Genomic DNA, 20,491 nt, shown 5'->3' with positions numbered 1-20,491 from the left:
ACGCGCAGGCTGCCTTCCTGCGCGTGAGGGTTCATACTGGAGCGCCTTGATTTCCGGCAGGACTCCAGATGCGGTTGATCTCATGCGCTTGAACGGCCTCACAGGGTGGTGCGACGGCGTTCGCCATTGCCCCTCGCCCAATTTCAATGAGCGTCCCGACGGCGAGGTCTCGCTGTTGGTCATCCATAACATCAGCTTGCCTCCCGCGCAGTTTGCCACGGGCAAGGTGCATGAGTTTTTCCAGAACTGCCTGGATCACACCGAACATCCCTATTTCGAAGGGATCTCCCATCTGCGCGTGTCCGCACACTTTCTGATCGAGCGTGATGGTGCGGTGACGCAATTCGTCTCCTGTCTGGATCGCGCGTGGCACGCCGGGGTGTCGTTGTTCGATGGCCGCGAAAACTGTAATGATTTTTCTGTAGGCATCGAACTGGAAGGCACTGATGATCAATCCTTCGCCGATGCCCAGTATGCAGCGCTTGTCACCTTGACCCGGCTGTTGCTCGAGCGTTTTGCGGCCTTGAGCGTGGAGCGCATCTGCGGCCACAGCGACATTGCCCCGGGCCGAAAGACCGACCCCGGCCCTTGTTTCGACTGGGCACGCTACCGTGCCGCATTGCTGAATGAAGAGGATGCACGATGATTTTTCTGGTGCTGCTGCTGGTCCTGCTGGCCGAGAAGTTTTCCGGGCTGCGCCAGCGCGTGCAACGTGACGGTTTTTTCCTGAGTGAACTGCACCGGCTCGAAGCGCGGCCGGGGCTGGCGCGCGAGCCGTGGCTGGTGCTGGGCATCGGCGTGGCGCTGCCGGCGCTGCTGCTGGCGTTCGTGCTGTATGCGCTGCAGCCGGTGGCGTATGGCTTGCTGGCGCTGCCGGTGCATCTGCTGGTGCTGATCTACAGCCTGGGCCGCGGTGACATCACTGTTGGCCTGGGGCCGTTCCGCGATGCCTGGCGCCGTGAAGACACCCAGGCGGCGGTGCATGTGGCCGAACGCGACATGGGCGTCACTGCCGACACCGGCGCCAGCCTGCTGCAAAGGGTGCAGGGGCATCTGTTGTGGGAGGCCTATCAAAGCTTTTTCGCAGTGATTTTCTGGTACGCCGCCTTGGGTCCGGTGGCAGCGCTGGTCTATCGGCTGGTGGCCTTGGTGGCCGAGCAGTCTCGGCATCCTGCGGTAGCCCTGCGGGCGCAGCGGCTGCGTCATGCACTGGACTGGTTGCCGGTGCGCCTGCTGGCGGCCAGTTTTGCCCTGGTCGGCAATTTTGTGGCAGTCAGCCGGGTGATGCTGCACGAAGTGCTCAGTTGGGAAATCACTGCTGCGGCGCTGATCGATCGCGTCGGGCGAGTGGCCGGTGATGTTCCGGCGCCGGTGGTAGGGCAGGTGGGAGTGGAGACGCTGGACAGCCTGTGGCAGATGGTCGTGCGCGCAGGGGTGTTGTGGTACGCGGTTTTGGCGGTGTGTTCGGTGTTGGCGTGATTCTGCAGGGTTGATGGTGTTGACCGCCGACGCGGCTTGCGCCGCTGCTACAGGGAGCACTGGCGCTTCTCCCCCTGTGTAGCAGCGGCGCGAGCCGTGTCCGGGTTCACTGCGTATCCGGCCAACCAAACACCGCATTGGCGTTCCGGGTGCTGGCCGCTGCCAGGGTTGCGGCGTCGGTGCCCATGATGCGCGCCAACGCTTCGGCAATGTCCGGCAGATGCTCCGGGCTGTTGCGGACACCCGGATGCATGGCGGGCGCCATGTCCGGCGAGTCGGTTTCCAGAACGATGGCCTCCAGCGGTAAACGCGGCAGTACCTTGTGCATGCGCAGCGCCTGCGGCCAGGTCGGCGCGCCACCTAGGCCCAGCTTGAAACCCAGCTTCAAATACTCGCGTGCCTCCTCCCAACTGCCGGCGAATGCATGGATGACCCCTGCGCGAGGCAGCTTGAAGCGCTTCAAGGTTGCGATCACTGCCGCATGGCTGTGCCGCACGTGCAGCAGCACCGGCAGCTCGAACGCCACGGCCAGGTCCAACTGCGCTTCGAACAACGCCTGCTGGCGATCGCGATCCAGGTCCTTGAGGTAGTAATCCAGGCCGAACTCGCCGATTGCACACAGTTTAGGGTGTCCGTGCAAACGCTCAAGCCACTCGCGCAAGGCATTCACATGCTCGGGCCGGTGCTCTTCGAGAAACACCGGGTGCAGGCCCAAGGCCGCATACACCCGTTCATCCGCCAACGCCAGATCCCACACCCGCTGCCAGTTGGCTCGATGCACGCCCAGCACTACCACCCGCTCCACACCACGCGCTGCGGCGGTGTCCAGCACGTGGGCGCGATCGGCATCGAAGTCGGGGAAGTCCAGGTGGGTGTGGGTGTCGATCAAGCGCACCATCAGGCCTCGTGAATCCTCTGTTTGAAGGTCCGGGCCAAGGCATTCACGCCGGGCTCGTACTGCTTTTGTTCCACGGCGGCGAGTGCCAGTTCCAATGCCTTGCTGGCGATCATGTTGTGCTGCTGGGCCATGGCGTTGACCGGCAGCGGCAGGAAGTCCAGCAGTTGGGTGTCGCCGAACGTGCCCAGGTGCACTGCCTGGGAATCCAGCGGCCGCTCCTGCAGCACATCGAACACGCCCTGCAGCAGCACGTAGGAGGTGGTCACCAGCGCATCGGGAAGGTGGCCAAGCTTGTCGAGCAAGGCCTGCATGGAGTGCTGGCCCCCTTCGCGACTGAAGTATTCGCTGTGCTCGACCAGCACCTTGCCATCGAAGTCCGCCAGCGCAGTATTGAAGCCTTCGGTTCGCGCCTGGCTGATGCTCAGCTCCGGCCGTGCGCCGATCAAGGCGATGTGTCGAGGCTTGGGCAGCAGCAGGCTTTGCGTCAATTGCAGGCTGGCGTTGCGGTCATCGCTGATCACCGAGCAGAACTGCGCCGGGTCCATCATCCGGTCGATGGCGATCACCGGCGTGCCCTTGGCCTGCAATTCACGGTAGCTGTCGTCACTGGCCGGCAGGCAACTGGCAACGAACAGCGCGTCGCAACGACGGGCGCGAAACAGTTGCAGCAGTTGCCGCTCGCTGGCGGCATCGTCGTCGGAGCTGGCGATCAGCAGCTGGTAACCATGGGCGCGGGCACCTTGCTCGAGCAGCTTGGCGATGCGCGCGTAGCTGGGGTTTTCCAGGTCTGGCAGGATGAAGCCCAACGTACGCGTGTGCCGACTGCGCAGCCCGGCAGCCTGGGGGTTGGGGGTGAAGCCCTGTTCCTGGACGATGGCCTCGACGCGCGCCACCGTCGCCTTGCTGATGCGCTGTTGAGCGGCCTTGCCATTGATGACGTAACTGGCAGTGGTGACCGAGACGCCAGCCAGGCGAGCAATATCGCTGAGTTTCAACCGTTGATTCCTTAGTGTCGTCGCGCCCATGCCGAGGCATTGAAGCGCGCTCATTCATCGTTTGTCGGGTGGCGCCAGGCTAAGTTCAGGCAACGTAACCGACAGGTTGGACTTCAATCATCGAAGATTATCGAGTAACGTGCGCTGCATTCTAGATTAAACGTTTCAGCCTGCGTGTTTCCTGCCGTAAAACATCTCTTGTCGAGGTCTCATCCTTACCCTCGGCAACGCAGGCCGGACCCATCGAGAGTACAGAGCGCGCACCTCGATGCTCTATGCTCACACTTCACAACAATACCTCAGCGCGCTGCCGCCGCTGTAAAGGAGAGAGGCAATGCTGGAGCTCACTATAGAGCAGATATCCATGGGCCAGAGCGCCGTGGATAAACCCGCCGCCCTGCAATTGCTCGCCGACAAACTGGTTGCCGATGGTCTGGTTGCCGAAGGTTACCTGGCCGGCCTGCAGGCGCGTGAAGCTCAAGGCTCGACCTTTCTGGGCCAAGGCATCGCCATTCCCCACGGTACGCCCGACACCCGTGACCTGGTGTTCACTACCGGCGTGCGCCTGCTGCAATTTCCCGAAGGCGTGGATTGGGGTGACGGCCAGAAGGTCTATCTGGCCATCGGCATCGCCGCCAAGTCCGACGAACACCTGCGCCTGTTGCAACTGCTGACCCGCGCGCTGGGTGAAACCGATCTGGGTGAAGCGCTGCGCCAGGCCACCGATGCACCCGCGCTGCTGAAGCTGCTGCAAGGAGCGCCGCAGGAATTGGCGCTGGATGCGCAGATGATCGGCCTGAGTGTGATGGCCGAAGATTTCGAGGAACTGGTCTGGCGTGGTGCGCGTTTGCTGCGCCAGGCCGACTGCGTGAGCAATGGTTTTGCCGCGCTGCTTCAGCAAGTCGAAGCCTTGCCGCTGGGCGATGGCTTGTGGTGGTTGCACAGCGAACAGACCGTGAAGCGTCCGGGCCTGGCCTTCGTGACCCCCGACAAACCCCTGCGCTACCTGGGCCAGCCCCTGACCGGGCTGTTCTGCCTGGCCAGCCTGGGCGAAGCTCACCAGGCGTTGCTCGAACGCCTGTGCGCGTTGCTCATCGAAGGCCGCGGCAACGAATTGGGCGCTGCCACCAGCACCCGGGCCGTGCTCGAAGCGCTGGGCGGCGAGCTGCCTGCCGACTGGCCCAGCGCACGCATCGTGCTGGCCAACGCACATGGCCTGCACGCACGCCCGGCAAAGATCCTGGCGCAGCTGGCCAAGAGCTTCGAAGGCGAGATCCGCTTGCGGGTGGTCGAGTCCGGCGGCCTCGCGGTGTCTGCCAAGAGCCTGAGCAAGCTGCTCAGCCTGGGTGCGCAGCGCGGTCAGACCCTGGAACTGGTCGCCGAGCCGACCATTGCCGGCGACGCCTTGCCGGCGTTGCTGGCGGCCATCGAGGAGGGCCTCGGCGAGGAAGTGGAACCGCTGCCAACCGTGACCGAGGCTGCGCCTGCGCAGCCCGCTGTGACCAAGGCGGCCAAGGTCAAGCCACAGGCGCCACGCACGGGCGCGCAGGTGCAGGGTGTCGCCGCTGCCCCCGGGATCGCCATGGGCCCGGCGCACATCCAGGTGCTGCACGATTTCGAATTTCCCCAGCGCGGCGAGTCCGTGGCGCTTGAGCGTGAGCGCTTGCAAGCCGCCCTCGGCCAGGTCCGTCAGGACATCGATGGGTTGATCCAGCGCGCCCAGGCGCCAGCCATCCGCGAAATTTTCGTCACTCACCAGGAAATGCTCGACGACCCGGCCCTGACCGATGAAGTCGCTGCCCGCCTGCAGCAGGGCGAAAGCGCTGCCGCGGCCTGGAACACGGTGATCGAAGCGGCCGCGGTGCAGCAGGAATCGCTGCAGGATGCCCTGCTGGCGGAGCGTGCAGCCGATCTGCGCGACATCGGCCGCCGCGTGCTGGCGCAGTTGTGTGGCGTGCCCACGCTGGAAGAACCCAAGCAAGCCTACATCCTGGTAATGGACGAGGTGGGTCCATCCGACGTTGCCCGTCTGGACCCGACCCGCGTGGCCGGGATTCTTACCGCCCGCGGTGGCGCCACTGCGCACAGCGCCATCGTCGCGCGTGCCCTCGGTATTCCTGCCGTGGTTGGCGCAGGCGAGGCGGTGTTGCAGATTGCCGCCGGCACGGCGCTGTTGATCGACGGCCAGCGCGGCCTGCTGACCGTGGCCCCGGCGCCCGAGGTGCTGGAACAGGCGCTGGCCGACCGTGACCGTCGCGAACAGCGCCTGCAGGCGGCAGCCGAGCGACGCATGGAGAGCGCCGTCACCCTCGACGGGCACGCGGTGGAAGTGTTCGCCAACATCGGCGAAAGCGCCGGTGTCGCCAAGGCCGTGGAGCAGGGCGCCGAAGGCGTTGGCCTGCTGCGCACCGAGCTGATTTTCATGGCCCATTCGCAAGCCCCGGACGAGGCGGTGCAGGAAGCCGAGTACCGCCGCGTGCTCGATGGCCTGCAAGGGCGGCCGTTGGTGGTGCGCACGCTCGATGTGGGCGGCGACAAGCCCTTGCCGTACTGGCCGATCGACAAGGAAGAGAATCCGTTCCTGGGCGTGCGCGGCATTCGCCTGACCCTGCAGCGCCCCGACGTGATGGAAGGCCAGCTGCGCGCCCTGCTGCGCGCTGCCGACAACCGCCCGTTGCGGATCATGTTCCCCATGGTCGGCAGCCTCGAAGAGTGGCGCCAGGCCAAGGACATGACCGAGCGCGTGCGCCGCGAGATTCCGGTCAAGGACCTGCAGCTGGGCATCATGATCGAGGTGCCGTCGGCGGCATTGCTGGCCCCGGTGCTGGCCCGCGAGGTCGACTTCTTCAGCATCGGCACCAACGACCTGACCCAGTACACGCTGGCCATCGACCGTGGTCACCCGACCCTCTCGGCCCAGGCCGATGGCCTGCACCCCGCGGTGCTGCAACTGATCGACATCACCGTGCGTGCGGCGCACGACTACGGCAAGTGGGTGGGCGTGTGCGGCGAACTGGCAGCCGACCCGCTGGCGGTGCCGTTGCTGGTCGGGCTGGGCGTGGATGAATTGAGTGTCTCGGCGCGCAGCATCGCCGAGGTCAAGGCGGGGGTGCGCGAGCTGACGCTCAGCCACGCGCAACAATTGGCCCGGCATGCGCTCGGGCTGGGCACCGCTGCGCAGGTACGTGCCCTGGTGGAGAAATCTTGATGGCACGCATCCTGACCCTGACGCTCAATCCGGCGTTGGACCTGACCGTGGAAATCGACGGGCTGGAACTGGGCGAAGTCAATCGCAGCAATGCCTTGCACCGGCACGCCGCCGGCAAGGGCCTCAACGTTGCCCAGGTGTTGGCCGACCTCGGCCATCAGGTGACGGTGAGCGGCTTTCTGGGCGAGGCCAACCCGAAACCGTTCGAGGCCTTGTTCGCTCAACGCGGTTTCACCGATGCGTTCATTCGCGTACCGGGCGAGACGCGCAGCAACATCAAGCTGGCCGAACGCAGTGGCCGGGTCACCGACCTCAATGGTCCGGGCCCGGTGGTCGACGACCAGGCCCAGGCCGCCCTGCTGGCACGCCTGCACGACATTGCAGCGGGTCACGATGCTGTCGTGGTGGCCGGCAGCCTGCCGCGTGGGGTGAGCCCTGAATGGTTTCAGGCACTGCTCGAACAGCTTGCTCACATGGGCTTGAAGGTAGCACTCGATACCAGCGGGGCTGCCTTGCGCGCGGGCTTGAAGACGCGTCCATGGCTGATCAAGCCCAATACCCACGAGCTTACCGAGGTGCTCGGCAGTTCCGTGGAAACGCCGGCCGAGCAAGCGGCTGCGGCGCAGCACCTGTTGGCTGACGGTGTCGCCAATGTGGTGATCTCGCAGGGCGAACGCGGCGTCAATTGGTTCGCCGCCGGCCTGGCATTGCAGGCCTTGCCGCCCACCGTCGAGGTCGCCAGTACCGTGGGTGCCGGGGACTCGCTGCTGGCCGGGCTGGTGCACGGTCTGCTCAGCGAGCAGGCGCCGGAACACAGCCTGCGCATGGCCACGGCGATCGCCGCCATGGCGGTGACGCAGATCGGCTTCGGAATCAGTGATGCCGCGCACCTGGCGCGGCTTGAAAGCGGCGTCAGCGTACGTCCGCTGACAGAACAATAAGAGGGTTGAAGATGAAACTAGCTATTGTCACCGCGTGCCCCAGCGGGCGGGTGTCCAGCGTCTTGAGCGCACGTCTGCTCGACGCTGCGGCCCGTCGCCAGGGCTGGACCACCTTCGTTGAAGTGTTCGACCCGCAACACCCGGAACTGCGCCTGAGCGCAGCCGATATCGAGAACGCGGATTGGGTGCTGGTGGTCAACACCGGCGCCATGGACCTGAGCCGCTTCGTCGGCAAGCGTCTGTTCCAGAGCAGCCCGGCCCACGCCCTGCAGGACGTCGACGGCTTCCTGCGCCAGGCCGCCGATCAGGCCAAGTCCTATGCCGCCGCCCCGGCAGCCGCCGCGGCAGCGTCGCGCGCGCCACGGCTGGTAGCGGTCACCGCTTGCCCGACCGGGGTGGCGCACACGTTCATGGCGGCCGAGGCATTGCAGCAGGGCGCCAAGCAGTTGGGTTATGAGCTGCAGGTTGAAACCCAGGGTTCGGTGGGTGCGCGCAATCCGTTGAGCGTGCAGGCCATCGACGAAGCTGACGTGGTGCTGCTGGCCGCCGACATCGAAGTGGCTACCGAGCGCTTTGCCGGCAAGAAGATCTATCGCTGCGGCACCGGTATCGCTTTGAAGCAGGCCCAGGCCACGCTGAACAAGGCCTTGGCCGAAGGTGAAGTGGAGTCCACCGGCGGCGCTGCCGGTGCGCCCAAGAAGCAGGAAAAGACCGGCGTCTACAAGCATCTGTTGACCGGTGTGTCGTTCATGCTGCCGATGGTGGTGGCAGGCGGTTTGCTGATCGCGCTGTCCTTTGTGTTCGGTATCGAGGCGTTCAAGGAGCCCGGCACCTTGCCAGCGGCGTTGATGCAGATCGGTGGCGAAGCGGCGTTCAAGCTGATGGTGCCGTTGCTCGCGGGTTACATCGCTTATTCCATCGCTGACCGTCCGGGACTTGCGCCGGGCATGATCGGTGGTTTGCTGGCGAGCACGCTGGGTGCGGGTTTCATCGGCGGTATCGCGGCCGGTTTCATCGCCGGTTACGCCGCCAAGGCGATCAACCGCTATGCGCGCCTGCCGGCGAGCCTGGAAGCGCTCAAGCCGATCCTGATCATTCCGCTGCTGGCCAGCCTGTTCACTGGCCTAGTGATGATCTACGTGGTGGGCAAACCGGTGGCCGGCATGCTCGCTGGGCTGACCACCTTCCTCGACAGCATGGGCACGACCAATGCGTTGCTGCTGGGTGTGCTGCTGGGGGCGATGATGTGCGTCGACCTGGGCGGACCGATCAACAAGGCGGCGTACGCGTTTTCGGTAGGGCTGCTGGCCTCGCAGAGCTACGCGCCGATGGCCGCGACCATGGCTGCCGGCATGGTGCCGCCGATTGGCTTGGGCCTGGCCACGTTCCTGGCCCGGCGCAAGTTTGCCCAGACCGAACGTGAGGCTGGCAAAGCGGCATTGGTGCTGGGGCTGTGCTTCATTTCCGAAGGCGCCATACCGTTCGCTGCCAAGGATCCGCTGCGGGTGATCCCGGCGAGCCTGGTCGGTGGCGCGTTGACCGGCGCATTGTCGATGTACTTCGGCTGCAAGCTGATGGCGCCGCACGGTGGGCTGTTCGTGTTGCTGATTCCCAACGCGATCAACCATGCCTTGCTGTATCTGCTGGCCATCGTTGCCGGGGCCCTGCTGACGGCGGTGGTGTACGCAGTGATCAAGAAACCTGAGGTCCAGGAAATTGCCGTAGAACCGGTCAAGGCCTGATCCCGTACCAGCGGCGCAAGCCGCGCCCGGCCTCACCGTGGTGAACCCGATACACCGCATGTGCCGCCGACGCGGCTTGCGCCGCTGCTACAGAGGGCGCGATCGGCCTGGATGGGGTGGGCACGCCGCATGCCGTGTGCGGTTTCATCGCGGTGAGGCTGATACACCGCATGCACCGCCGACGCGGCTTGCGCCGCTGCTACAGGGGCGCGATCGGCCTGGATGGGGTGGGCACGCCGCACGCGGTGTGCGGTTTCATCGCGGTGAGGCTGATACACCGCAGGCACCGCCGACGCGGCTTGCGCCGCTGCTACAGGGGGCGCGATCAGCTTGGATGGGGTGGGCACACCGCATGCGGTGTGCGGTTTCATCGAGGTGAGGCTGATACACCGCATGTACCGCCGACGCGGCTTGCGCCGCTGCTACAGGGGCGCGATCAGCTTGGATGGGGTGGGCACGCCGCATGCCGTGTGCGGTTTCATCGCGGTGAGGCGGATACACCGCATGCATCGCCGACGCGGCTTGCGCCGCTGCTACAGGGGCGCGATCAGCTTGGATGGGGCGGGCACGCCGCATGCCGTGTGCGGTTTCACCTCGATGTGTTCGATACACCGCATGCATCGCCGACGCGGCTTGCGCCGCTTCTACAAAGGGGGGCACACCGCAGCCCCTGTAGCAGCGGCGCGAGCCGCGTCGGCGGTACGCGCGATGGGTCAGTAGACGTCGCGGCGGTAGCGGCCGGTTTCGATCAGGTCGTCCAGGCGTTCGCGGCCCAGTATCTGCGTCAACACTTCATCCACGCCGCTGGCCATTCCCTGCAGGCTGCCGCACACATAGATCACCGCGCCATCCTCCACCCACTGCAGCAACACCTCACCGGCCTCGCGCAACCGATCCTGCACGTACACCTTGTGCGTCTGATCGCGCGAAAACGCCAGATCCAGTCGCGCCAGGTCACCGCTTGCCAGCCACCTCAGCAACTCATCCGCGCACAGGAAATCATGGTTCCGGTTACGTTCGCCGAACAGTAACCAATTGCGCCGCTGACCCTGTTCGATGCGCGCCTTGAGCAAGCTGCGCAAGCCAGCCAGCCCCGTGCCGTTGCCCAGCAGAATCACCGGTACCGGTTCCTGCGGCAGATGAAAGCCGGCGTTGCGCCGCAAACGCAAGCTGACCGCGCCGTGCAGCTGGGCGTGTTCGGTCAGCCATCCCGACCCCAGGCCCAGGCTGCCGTCGACGTGGCGCTCCTGGCGCACGATCAATTCCAGCCGGCCGTCGCTGGGCAGCGAAGCAATGGAGTACTCGCGTGCGGCAAGAGGAATCAGCGCATCCACCAGCGCCTGTGCATGCAGACCGACCAGATGCCCGCGACTGGCCGGCAGTTGGCGACTGGCCAACGCCTGGCCAAGCGGCTCTTGCAGACCATCGACCGCAACCATTGCCGACGCCTGCAGCCCCAGCCCCGACAAACACTGTTCTATGCCCGCGCAACTGTTGCGCGGCAGCACGTCGACCAGATCGCCAGCCTGCCACTGCACCTCGCCATGATTGTGCAAGGCAATGCGATAGACCGCCGCGCCTTCACTCCCCGGATTCAGCAGCTGGCGTTCGAGCAAGGTCCAAGGGCTGAACACCGGTGCCTGCCACACGGCCTGGGTGACGCCCCCGGTCAGCCCGCTCAATTGCTGCTGCCAGTGCTGCAAGGCTGCCGGGTCGGCGTTGTCGACCTCGATCGAGGCAAACAGCGGCTGGGCGCCACGGGCATCGAGCCATTGGTCCAGACGATGAGCGAAGCCGCAGAACTGCTGGTATTGCCGGTCACCCAGGGCCAGCACGGCGTAACGTAAGCCGGGCAGGGCACAAGCACTGCCGAGCACCTTGCGCTCGAAGCCGCGCGCGGTGTCGGGTGCCTCGCCGTCGCCGAACGTGCTGACCACGAACAACGCCTTGTCGGCCTGCCGCAGCTGCGCTTCATCCACCTCGCCCAAGGCGCGGACACGCACGTTCTGACCGGCCGACTGCAGTTGCCCGGCGGTTTGCCACGCCAGTTGCTCGGCGAAACCGCTCTGGCTGGCGAACCCGATCAACCAACCAGCCGATGTTTCGTCCTGCTGGTGCAAGGCGCCGCGGGCCAGGCGTACCTGGCGCTTCTTGCGACGCCGATCCAGGTACAGCAGCCAGCCCGTGATGAGGAACAACGGCATTGTCAGGCTCGCCAGCATCATCAGGATACGACCGACCAGGCCGAAATAACTACCCACATGCAGGGCGTAGATGCTGGTCAGCAGTTGCGCCTTCAGCGACTTGTCCTCATAGCGCTGGATGTCCTTGACCTGACCGGTAGTGGGGTCGAGGCTGAGCAGGCCGAAGGCACGATCATGGGGCGAATCCGTGCGCAGGTAGAACACCGTCGCTGGCAGGCCGACATTGCCCGGAATACGCATGTTGACCACGCTCAATTGTGGACCGACCGCGCCCTGGATGCTGGCCCACAGCGCGTCGTAGTCCACCATGGGTGCCACATCGGCAGAAGACGCGGTGCGCCGCTCCATGCGCTGGGCAGCGGGGTTGTCGGAGAGCATCCTGTTCACCGCATTGCCGAACCACTGGTAAGACCAGGTCAGGCCGGTCAGGGCCGCCAGCAGATAGAACAGCAGGCACCAGGTGCCGAACACCGCATGCAGGTCCCAATTGAAGGCGCGACCCTTCTTGGCCCAGTCCAGGGTCAGCCACGTGCGCCATTGCAGCGCCTTGCGCGGCCAGCGCAGATACAGGCCGGAAAGGCAGAAGAACACCAGCATCAAGGTGCAGGCGGCGGTGATCTGCCGGCCCGTCGCGCCCATGGCCAGGAAGCGATGCAGATCCAGCATCAAGTCGAAGAAGCCTTCGCCGACCACATCGCCCTGCAGCTCCCCGGTGTACGGATCGAAATAGGCCGAAGGCCCTCGACGTTGCCCTGGCGGCGGGGTGAACGACACCCGTGCGGCGCTGCCGTCGACCAGATCCACGCGCAGTGCAGCGACCTTGCTGCCTTGCCGCTGCTCGAGAATTTCCACCAACTGCGCAGCAGGCAGGATGCCGGTCTCGCGAATCTGCACGTTAAGGGTCTGCGGATTGAGTGCGCGCAGGATCTCATCCTCGAACGAGTAGCTGGCTCCGGTGAGACCCATCAGGGCCAGCACCAGGCCGCCGGTGATGCCGAAAAACCAGTGCAACTGGAAGAGGACGTTCTTGAACACGAATCACCTTGAGCGGGCCGATCGAAAGGAGGGCAGACGGCATTATGCAGCACTGGCTGAGAATCAGTCTCAGGCGCACCGATTCCATTCATTGCCGTTGCGACGGGAAACGCCCCGCGTCGTCGAAACGAGCGGGGCGCAGTAACCGATGCGCAATCGCTAGAAGTGGAAGTTGGTGCTCAGCAGCGCCGTGCGTCCCGCCGCCTGGTTGGCGAAATGGGTGCTGAACGCCTTGTCGTAGTAGGTCTTGTCGGCCAGGTTCTGCACGTTCAGCTGCACGTCGAAATGCTTGTTGATCTTGTAACTGGCCATGGCATCCAGGCGCACGTAGCTGTCGACCATGGTGGTGTTGGCGACATTGCCGAACACGTCGTCGACATAGAAGGCGCCCCCGCCGATGGTCAGCTTGGGCGTCAGGTTATAGGTGGTCCACAGGCTGGCGCTGTTGTTTGGCGTATTGGGCATCTGATTGCCATCGTTGGCCGCGCCCAGCGGGCCGTTGTCGACCACGCGCGCCTGCAGGTAGCTGTAGCCGGCGAACACCTGCCATTGCTCGGTAAGCTTGCCGGACGCCGACAACTCCAGGCCATCGACTCGGGTCTTGCCAGCGTTCTCATAGGCGAACGTGCTGGTCTGCACGCGGGTATTTTCTTTCTCGGTGCGAAACAGCGCGGCGGTCAGCGACAGGCGCTGGTCGAGCAGGTCCCATTTGGTGCCGACTTCGTAGTTGGTGGTTTCTTCGGGCTCAAGATCACTGCTCAGCAGGTTGCCCGCGCGATCCGGAGCGCCGCCCAGCGGGTTGCCTTCCATGCCTTCGCCCACCAGCGAACCGGGTGGGGTGGCCGAGGTGGCGTAGGACACGTACACGCTGCCGTTCTCGGCGGGTTTCCACACCAGCCCCAGTTGGCCGGTGACGAATTCGCTGGTGTCCTTGCTCTTGGCCGTGGTGGCACCGGCGGCGGTGAAGGTGCGGTAGTCGGTTTCGAAGTGGTCGTAGCGCAGGCCGGCGTTCACCTGCCATTGCGGACTCAACTCCAGCGTGTCGAACACGTAGATCGCCCGCGTTTTGCTGGACGTGTCAGTGCCGGCGTAGTTGCGGGCAATGGCGCCGCTCCAAGGGTCGTCCGGATTGGGGTTGGCCAGCGACGTGCAGTTGTAGCCGCTGGAAACGATGCTGCCCGGAGTGCAGTTGGTGCTCGCGCCGGCGGTGCGCGGCGTGGTGTCGGTGTTGACGGTGTAGGAACTGCGGTCACTGTCTTCGCGGCTGAATTCGATGCCGGTGGAGAAGCTGTTCTTCAACCCGCCGAGGTAGAAATCACCGAACAGATCGGTCTGGTTGGTGGTGGTCGCGGTGTTGCCGACGCGGCTGTTGGCGCGGCGCCAGACACTGCCGTTGTTGACGTTGCGCTGGCTGTCGTCGGGTTGGGTGAGGATGTAGTCCTGCATGGTGTTGCCATGGCGCAGGGTGTTTTTCACGGTCAAGGCATCGGTGAGGTCGTGCTCGATCGCGAAGGTGGCGATGTCGCTGCGCGTCTTGCGGAAGTCACGGTCGCTCAGGCCATAGAAGTTGCTGCTGCTGCCACCGTCCTCAGGCTTGTCCGGATTGGCCGAGGTGCGGCCGGCGTTGCCCGCTGCCGGAATGCTGTAGGGAATGCCCGAGTCGGGCAGGTCGTCGCTCTCCAAGTGGTAATAGTCGAGGAAGACCCGCGTCCCGGTGCCCAGGCCGAAGGCCAGCGACGGCGCAATGCCCCAGCGGTCGTAGTCGACCTGGTCGCGGCCGGCCACGTTGCTTTGGTGGCTCATCAGGTTGAGTCGCCCGGCGGCGCTGTCGCTGAATTGGTAGTTGCCATCCAGGGTATAACGCTGGGTCTGGTCCGAGCCCCAGGTGAAACCGCCATCCAGTGAGTCGCCCAGATGTGCTTTCTTGCTCACCAGGTTGATGGTGCCGCCCGCAGCGCCACGGCCGCCGATGGCCGAGTTGGGGCCCTTGCTGACCTCGATGGATTCCACGGCGAAGATTTCCCGGCTTTGCGCGCCGGCATCGCGTACGCCGTCCAGGTAAGTGTCGCCCTGTGCGTCGAAACCGCGGATGAAGGGTCGGTCGCCCTGCGGGTTACCGCCTTCGCCGGCGCCGAAGGTGATGCCCGGTACCGTACGCAAGGCGTCCTGCAGATTGAGCGCGCCGGTGTCCTTGATCACTTGTTGCGGCACCACGGTCACCGAGCGCGGCGTATCGACCAGCGGCGCGGTGTACTTGGCGGACGAGGCGCGCTCGACCTGGTAGGACGTCGGCTCCTGAGCGTCGCCGGTGATGCTGGTGGCGCCGAGCGATACCGAGGCGCCCTTGGCCTCGTTGGCCGGCGCCGCCTGTGCCGTTGGCGCGGCGCAGGTAGCGCCCAGGGCCATGCCGATGGCAGAGGCCAGCAGCCGTGGCGATGAGACCGGAATGAAGTGGTGTTGGCGCGTCATGGTGGAAACCTTCCCCAAGGTTATGAGGCGGCGGAGCATAATGTAACTGCATATTTGTAGCAATTGCGAAATATTGCTATTCGAGAGCCGTTTACATTCTTTACAATTTGGTCGACGGTTTTGTCTGCATTTCAGGACATGCGCGCTTGTGTTCCGGCAATGGGAATCAATACCATTGCTGCCCCTTGGCTTGCGGTGACTTCCCATGCTCCTACACATTCCCGGATTGTTCGCGCCTGACGAAGTGCTGCGCATTCGCCAGGCCCTGGAGCAGGCCGATTGGGCGGATGGGCGGATGACGGCAGGCCATCAGTCGGCCAAGGCCAAGCACAACCTGCAACTGCCCGAAGGCCATCCGCTGGCGATGGAGATTGGCGCAGCGCTGCTCGAACGACTTTGGGCCAACCCGTTGTTCATGTCGGCGGCATTGCCGAACAAGGTGTTTCCACCGCTGATCAACTGCTACACCGCAGGCGGAAGTTTCGATTTTCACATCGACAATGCCGTACGCCAAGCCAAGGGCAGCATCGAACGGGTACGCACCGACCTGTCCTCGACGTTGTTTTTCAGCGATCCGCAGGACTACGAAGGCGGCGAACTGGTCATCCAGGACACCTTCGGTACCCGCGAAGTCAAGCTGCCGGCCGGCGACCTGCTGCTGTACCCGGCCACCAGCCTGCACAAGGTGCGTGCGGTCAGCCGCGGCGCGCGCTTCGCGTCGTTCTTCTGGACGCAAAGCCTGGTGCGCGAAGACAGCCAGCGGGCGCTGCTGTTCGAGATGGACGGGGCAATCCAGCAGTTGAGCCGCGACGTCCCCGAGCACCCCTCGCTGATTCAACTCACCGGCACCTACCACAACCTGCTGCGGCGCTGGGTGGATGTATGAGTGCCGACTTCAGCCTGCGCCGCTTGGAGGTGCTGGACAATGAGCAACTGAAGACGATGCTCGCCGCCGAACCGCGCAAGGCCGCCCAGGCGCTGGTGATCGCTGCGGGGCAGGGCGTGATCGATGCCCAGGCACTGCTCGGGCAGATCCTGCTCGATGGCCGCGGTATCGAACGTGATGCAGTGCTTGCACTGAAATGGTTTGCCATCGCAGCCGGCCGAGGCCATGCCATGGCGCACAACATGCTCGGTCGCTGCCACGAACACGGTTGGGGCTGCGAGGCCAGTGCCGAACGTGCCGCCGGCCATTACCTGTACGCCGCACGGGCCGGGCTCGATTGGGGCCTGTACAACCTGGCCAATCTGCTGGGTACCGGACGCGGCGTGGCACTCGACCACCCGCGAGCGTTCGCCTGCTATCTGCAGGCGGCCACCATGGGCCACGCCAAATCCATGAATCTGGTAGGGCGTTACCTGGAACAGGGGCTGGTGGCGGGCGCCGATCTGCCCAGGCCGCAGGTCTGGTACATGCGTTCAGCGCAAGCGGGAGACTTCCGCGGGCAATTCAGCCATGCCGCGATGCTGGCAGAGGAAGGCGACGTCGATACCGCACTGATCTGGCTGCAGCGGGCTCTCGAAGGGGGGAACGCGAATTTCCTGCGCAGCAGCTTGAAGGTGCTGGAGCAGGCCAGGCAGCCGGCCATCAGGGCGATGGCCGGCCTCTTCGCGCAGCGCTTGCAAGCGCTGGAGCAGTAGAACCACGGGCAGCCCCAAGGCTACCCGCAAGCCTCAGGTGCATTCAGACATAGAACGATTTCAAGGGCGGGAAGCCGTTGAATTCCACCGCGCTGTAGCTGGTGGTGTAGGCGCCGGTGGACAGCCAGTACAGGCGGTCGCCGATGGCCAGGTTCAACGGCAGGCCGTACTTGTAGTGCTCGTACATGATGTCGGCGCTGTCGCAGGTCGGCCCGGCGATCACCACCTCTTCCATCTCGCCTTTCTTCTCGGTCCAGATCGGGAACTTGATGGACTCGTCCATGGTTTCGATCAGCCCGCTGAACTTGCCCACGTCGGTGTACACCCAGCGCTCTACCGCGGTACGCGACTTGCGCGCCACCAGCACCACTTCACTGACCAGAATGCCGGCGTTGGCGATCAGCGAACGGCCCGGCTCGAGGATGATTTCCGGCAGCTCGTCACCGAAGTCTTCCTTGAGGAAACGGATGATTTCCTCGGCATAGGTTTCCAGGCTGTTGGTGCGGGTGATGTAGTTGGCCGGGAAGCCACCGCCCATGTTGATCAGCTTGAGAACGATGCCGTCTTCTTCCTTGAGGCGTTCGAAGATCACCTTGACCTTGGCGATCGCCGCGTCCCAGACGCTGATGTCACGCTGCTGCGAGCCCACGTGGAAGGAGATGCCGTACGGCACCAGGCCCAGGTCGCGCGCCAGGATCAACAGGTCCATGGCCATGTCGGTCTGGCAGCCGAACTTGCGCGACAGCGGCCAGTCGGCCGTGGTCGAGCCTTCGGTGAGGATCCGTACGTAGACCTTCGAGCCCGGCGCGGCCTTGGCGATGTTGCGCAGGTCGGCTTCGGAGTCGGTGGCGTACAGGCGCACGCCCTTGTCGTAGAAGTAGCGGATGTCCTTGGACTTCTTGATGGTGTTGCCGTAGCTGATGCGCTCCGGCCCCACGCCCTGGTTCATGACCTTGTCCAGCTCGTAGATCGAGGCAATGTCGAAGCTCGAGCCTTTGTCGCGCAGCAGGTCGATGATTTCCACGGCCGGGTTGGCCTTGACCGCGTAATACACCTTGGCAAATTCGAAACCGGCGCGCAGGTCATCGTAGGCCTTGCTGATCATGGCGGTATCGATAACTACGAATGGGGTTTCTTGCTTGTCGGCGAACGCCTTCATTTTGTTGAAGGTATCGCGTGCGAAGTAGTCTTCGACGTTGATCGACATGCTAGGGACTCCTGGTGGCAAACGTCGTGAATATAAATGGGCTCAAATGACCATCCTCTGTATCCCCACTTTGGTTCGCCTACTTCCCAAGGCATGTCGGGCGAAAGCAAAAAGGCCACGGAAAGCTGCTTTCCGATGGCCTGTTGTCTCGTCGTCAGTACTTGAGCCGGATGGATCGTTTCCAGCATGGACGGTCGGCGCGAACTTTAGGGCGTGGAAGGCTTGAGAGCAACTAAAAATGTCGCGTTTTCGTAAGTTGCTCGGTTGGCTGGCACTGCAACCGCTGCACACTCCTGCAGCGGTTCCCTTTTAACCGACCCACATGACCGCATGATGTTCCCGAGGGGTTGGCCCGTCGGTCACTCCTTCACGTTCATGAATTCCTTGGCCCAGCTCACGTAACTCTCCGGATGGGTGTAGGTGTGGGTCAGTTCGGTGGCGCTCAGGTCGGTGCTCTTGCTGAACTGCTGGCGCTGTTCGCGCAGCGAGTCGTAGGTCGCCTTGATCGCCGCAAAATAGGCGCCGTGGCCATCCACCACTACGCGCACACCCAGCGCCGCCAGGCGTGCGTCGTCGTGCAGCGCAGGGTTGCCGTAGGTCACCAGCATCAGCGGCACACTGAGGTTTTCGGCAATCTGTTCCAGGTGCTCGAAGTCCTTCACGCCGACCATGCAGATGCCATCGGCGCCAGCGGCCTGGTAGGCCTGGGTGCGGCTGATCACTTCCTGGGTCGAAAGCACCCCGGCGTGGGTCCGGGCGACGATGGTCAACTCGGGATCGACCCGCGCTTCCAGCGCCGCGCGGATCTTGCCGACCCCTTCGGCCACCGAGATGAGGTCGGTGGAGCGGCGACCGAACTGCGCCGGCAGCAGGGTATCCTCGATGGTCAGGGCACCGATGCCGGCGCGTTCCAGTTCGACCACGGTACGCATCACGTTCAGCGCGTTGCCATAGCCGTGGTCGGCGTCGGCAATCACCGGCAACTGCGCCACACGACCGATGCGCGTGGCCTGTTCGGCGAACTCGGACAGTGTGATCAGGGCGAAGTCGGGAGCCGCCAGCACCTGCAGCGACGCCACCGAGCCACCGAGAATACCGACCTCGAAGCCCAGGTCGGCGGCAATGCGGGCGGACATCGGATCGAACACCGAAGCGGTGTGATAACACTGTTTTGAAGCAAGCAGCTCACGGAACTGGCGACGCAGGGCCGTGTGGGAAACTTTGGGCATGATCGCTCCTGATTCTGGCGAAACCCCGGTGCCTCATGCGGAGGGTTTCTGGAACTTTATCGATTCTTCATGGGTTTTTAGTGACTGGCGCCAGTTTATCACCGCACGAGCGAAGTTGTATTCGTTGACGCCATTGCACCGTGCCCGATTCGCCTGCGTCGGCAACTGGCGACGGCGCACGCAAAATGGCAGAGTGTGCGGCCATGCCTGCCTGCAAACGGAATTCCCATGGCCACTCCAACAACAATCGCCCACGACGCGCCAGGCGCTGCCCAGACCAGTCCGCTGGTGATGCGCATCCTGGGTGCCTGCGCCCTTGCGCACCTGGTCAACGACCTGATCCAGGCGGTGCTGCCGTCGATCTATCCCATGCTCAAGGCCAGCTACGGGCTGACCTTCACCCAGGTGGGCCTGATCACCCTGACCTTCCAGGTCACCGCGTCACTGCTGCAACCCTGGATCGGCTTCTATACCGATCGCCATCCCAAGCCGCTGCTGTTGCCTGCCGGGATGGTCTGCACATTGATTGGCATCATGCTGCTGTCCATGGTCGGCAGCTTCCCGATGATTCTGCTGGCGTCGGCGCTGATCGGCATCGGCTCCTCGACCTTTCACCCGGAAACCTCACGGGTGGCGCGGCTGGCCTCCGGTGGTCGCTTCGGCCTGGCGCAATCCACCTTTCAGGTGGGGGGCAATACCGGGTCGGCGTTCGGCCCACTGCTGGCTGCGGCGATCGTCATTCCGTTCGGGCAGGGGCATGTGGCCTGGTTCGGCCTGATCGCGGTGTTTGCCGTGGCGCTGCTGTATGCCATCAGTCGCTGGTACCGTGGCCATCTCAACCAGTTCAAGGCGCGCGCAGGCCAGAGCGCCAGCCACGGTCTGTCCAAGGGGCGAGTGAAAGCCGCGCTGGTGGTGCTGGCATTGCTGGTGTTCTCCAAGTATTTCTACATGGCCAGCTTCACCAGCTACTTCACCTTCTACCTGATCGAGAAGTTCGACCTGTCGGTGGCCAGTTCGCAGTTGCACCTGTTCCTGTTCCTCGGCGCTGTGGCGGCCGGGACCTTTTTCGGTGGACCCATCGGCGACAAGATCGGCCGCAAGGCGGTGATCTGGTTCTCCATTCTGGGATCGGCGCCGTTCACCCTGATGCTGCCCTACGTCGACCTGTTCTGGACCAGCGTGCTGAGCGTGGTCATCGGCTTCATTCTGGCGTCGGCATTCTCCGCGATCGTGGTGTATGCGCAGGAACTGGTGCCAGGCAACGTAGGCATGATCGCCGGGGTGTTTTTCGGCCTGATGTTCGGTTTCGGCGGCATCGGCGCGGCGCTGCTCGGCCACTTGGCGGACATTCACGGCATCGAGTACGTGTACTGGCTCTGCTCGTTCCTGCCCTTGTTCGGCATCCTGACGATCCTGCTGCCGAGCACCAGGAAGGCGGTTTAG

At 64.2% G+C, this 20,491-nt stretch carries 14 protein-coding genes; 8 read left to right on the top strand and 6 right to left on the bottom strand.

Going from position 1 to position 20,491, the window contains the following annotated elements; genetic code table 11:
* The first annotated feature begins 82 nt into the window (after positions 1-82).
* Together ampD and ampE are read left to right on the top strand one after the other, a co-directional pair.
* The gene (ampD, locus tag IFT98_RS10760) at positions 83-646 is read left to right on the top strand and encodes a 1,6-anhydro-N-acetylmuramyl-L-alanine amidase AmpD (protein WP_192048573.1); all 564 of its coding nucleotides are present in this window, start codon (positions 83-85) and stop codon (positions 644-646) included.
* Positions 643-1,479 (top strand): regulatory signaling modulator protein AmpE, encoded by an 837-nt coding sequence (gene ampE / locus IFT98_RS10755; RefSeq protein ID WP_192048571.1) that lies wholly within the window; start codon positions 643-645, stop codon positions 1,477-1,479. Before ampD ends, ampE begins: the two co-directional genes overlap by 4 nt.
* Before the next feature lie 106 nt (positions 1,480-1,585).
* On the opposite strand, the gene IFT98_RS10750 is transcribed toward ampE, so the two are convergent.
* The gene (locus IFT98_RS10750; protein ID WP_192048870.1) at positions 1,586-2,374 is read right to left on the bottom strand and encodes a TatD family hydrolase; all 789 of its coding nucleotides are present in this window, start codon (positions 2,372-2,374) and stop codon (positions 1,586-1,588) included.
* 2 nt (positions 2,375-2,376) lie between these two features.
* Complete coding sequence (cra, locus tag IFT98_RS10745) at positions 2,377-3,372, bottom strand: catabolite repressor/activator (RefSeq protein ID WP_192048569.1); 996 nt, start codon at positions 3,370-3,372, stop codon at positions 2,377-2,379.
* Positions 3,373-3,706: 334 nt separating this feature from the next.
* Between cra and ptsP the strand changes: the two genes are divergently transcribed.
* From ptsP to IFT98_RS10730, 3 genes are read left to right on the top strand one after another with little or no spacing between them, the layout of a single operon-like run.
* Positions 3,707-6,580: a phosphoenolpyruvate--protein phosphotransferase gene (gene ptsP, locus IFT98_RS10740; RefSeq protein WP_192048567.1), complete on the top strand. Its 2,874-nt coding sequence runs from the start codon at positions 3,707-3,709 to the stop codon at positions 6,578-6,580.
* Entirely contained in the window at positions 6,580-7,521 is a 942-nt protein-coding gene (gene pfkB / locus IFT98_RS10735; RefSeq protein WP_192048565.1) for a 1-phosphofructokinase, read from the top strand. Before ptsP ends, pfkB begins: the two co-directional genes overlap by 1 nt.
* Before the next feature lie 11 nt (positions 7,522-7,532).
* The gene (locus IFT98_RS10730) at positions 7,533-9,263 is read left to right on the top strand and encodes a PTS fructose-like transporter subunit IIB (protein WP_192048563.1); all 1,731 of its coding nucleotides are present in this window, start codon (positions 7,533-7,535) and stop codon (positions 9,261-9,263) included.
* 713 nt (positions 9,264-9,976) lie between these two features.
* Here IFT98_RS10730 and IFT98_RS10725 read toward each other — a convergent pair.
* Both IFT98_RS10725 and IFT98_RS10720 read right to left on the bottom strand, forming a co-directional pair.
* Complete coding sequence (locus tag IFT98_RS10725) at positions 9,977-12,502, bottom strand: PepSY domain-containing protein (protein WP_192048561.1); 2,526 nt, start codon at positions 12,500-12,502, stop codon at positions 9,977-9,979.
* Between the two features lie 159 nt (positions 12,503-12,661).
* On the bottom strand, positions 12,662-14,971 hold the full coding sequence (locus IFT98_RS10720; RefSeq protein ID WP_192048559.1) for a TonB-dependent receptor: 2,310 nt from the start codon (positions 14,969-14,971) through the stop codon (positions 12,662-12,664).
* Between the two features lie 205 nt (positions 14,972-15,176).
* Here IFT98_RS10720 and IFT98_RS10715 point away from each other — a divergent pair, with 205 nt between their 5' ends.
* Entirely contained in the window at positions 15,177-15,857 is a 681-nt protein-coding gene (locus IFT98_RS10715) for a Fe2+-dependent dioxygenase (protein WP_192048557.1), read from the top strand.
* A complete protein-coding gene (locus IFT98_RS10710) occupies positions 15,854-16,612 on the top strand; it encodes a tetratricopeptide repeat protein (protein ID WP_192048555.1) in 759 nt (252 codons plus the stop codon). Before IFT98_RS10715 ends, IFT98_RS10710 begins: the two co-directional genes overlap by 4 nt.
* 43 nt (positions 16,613-16,655) lie before the next feature.
* On the opposite strand, the gene IFT98_RS10705 is transcribed toward IFT98_RS10710, so the two are convergent.
* Together IFT98_RS10705 and IFT98_RS10700 are read right to left on the bottom strand one after the other, a co-directional pair.
* Positions 16,656-17,819 (bottom strand): type III PLP-dependent enzyme, encoded by a 1,164-nt coding sequence (locus IFT98_RS10705; protein WP_122475244.1) that lies wholly within the window; start codon positions 17,817-17,819, stop codon positions 16,656-16,658.
* A 359-nt stretch (positions 17,820-18,178) separates the two neighbouring features.
* Positions 18,179-19,048 (bottom strand): isocitrate lyase/PEP mutase family protein, encoded by an 870-nt coding sequence (locus IFT98_RS10700; protein WP_122475242.1) that lies wholly within the window; start codon positions 19,046-19,048, stop codon positions 18,179-18,181.
* A gap of 228 nt (positions 19,049-19,276) precedes the next feature.
* Here IFT98_RS10700 and IFT98_RS10695 point away from each other — a divergent pair, with 228 nt between their 5' ends.
* On the top strand, positions 19,277-20,491 hold the full coding sequence (locus tag IFT98_RS10695) for an MFS transporter (protein ID WP_192048553.1): 1,215 nt from the start codon (positions 19,277-19,279) through the stop codon (positions 20,489-20,491).

This window comes from Pseudomonas sp. CFBP 8770 (assembly GCF_014841705.1).
GTDB lineage: Bacteria > Pseudomonadota > Gammaproteobacteria > Pseudomonadales > Pseudomonadaceae > Aquipseudomonas.
Note: the sequence above shows the minus strand (reverse complement) of the source record. Positions and strands in the feature narration are given on the sequence as shown.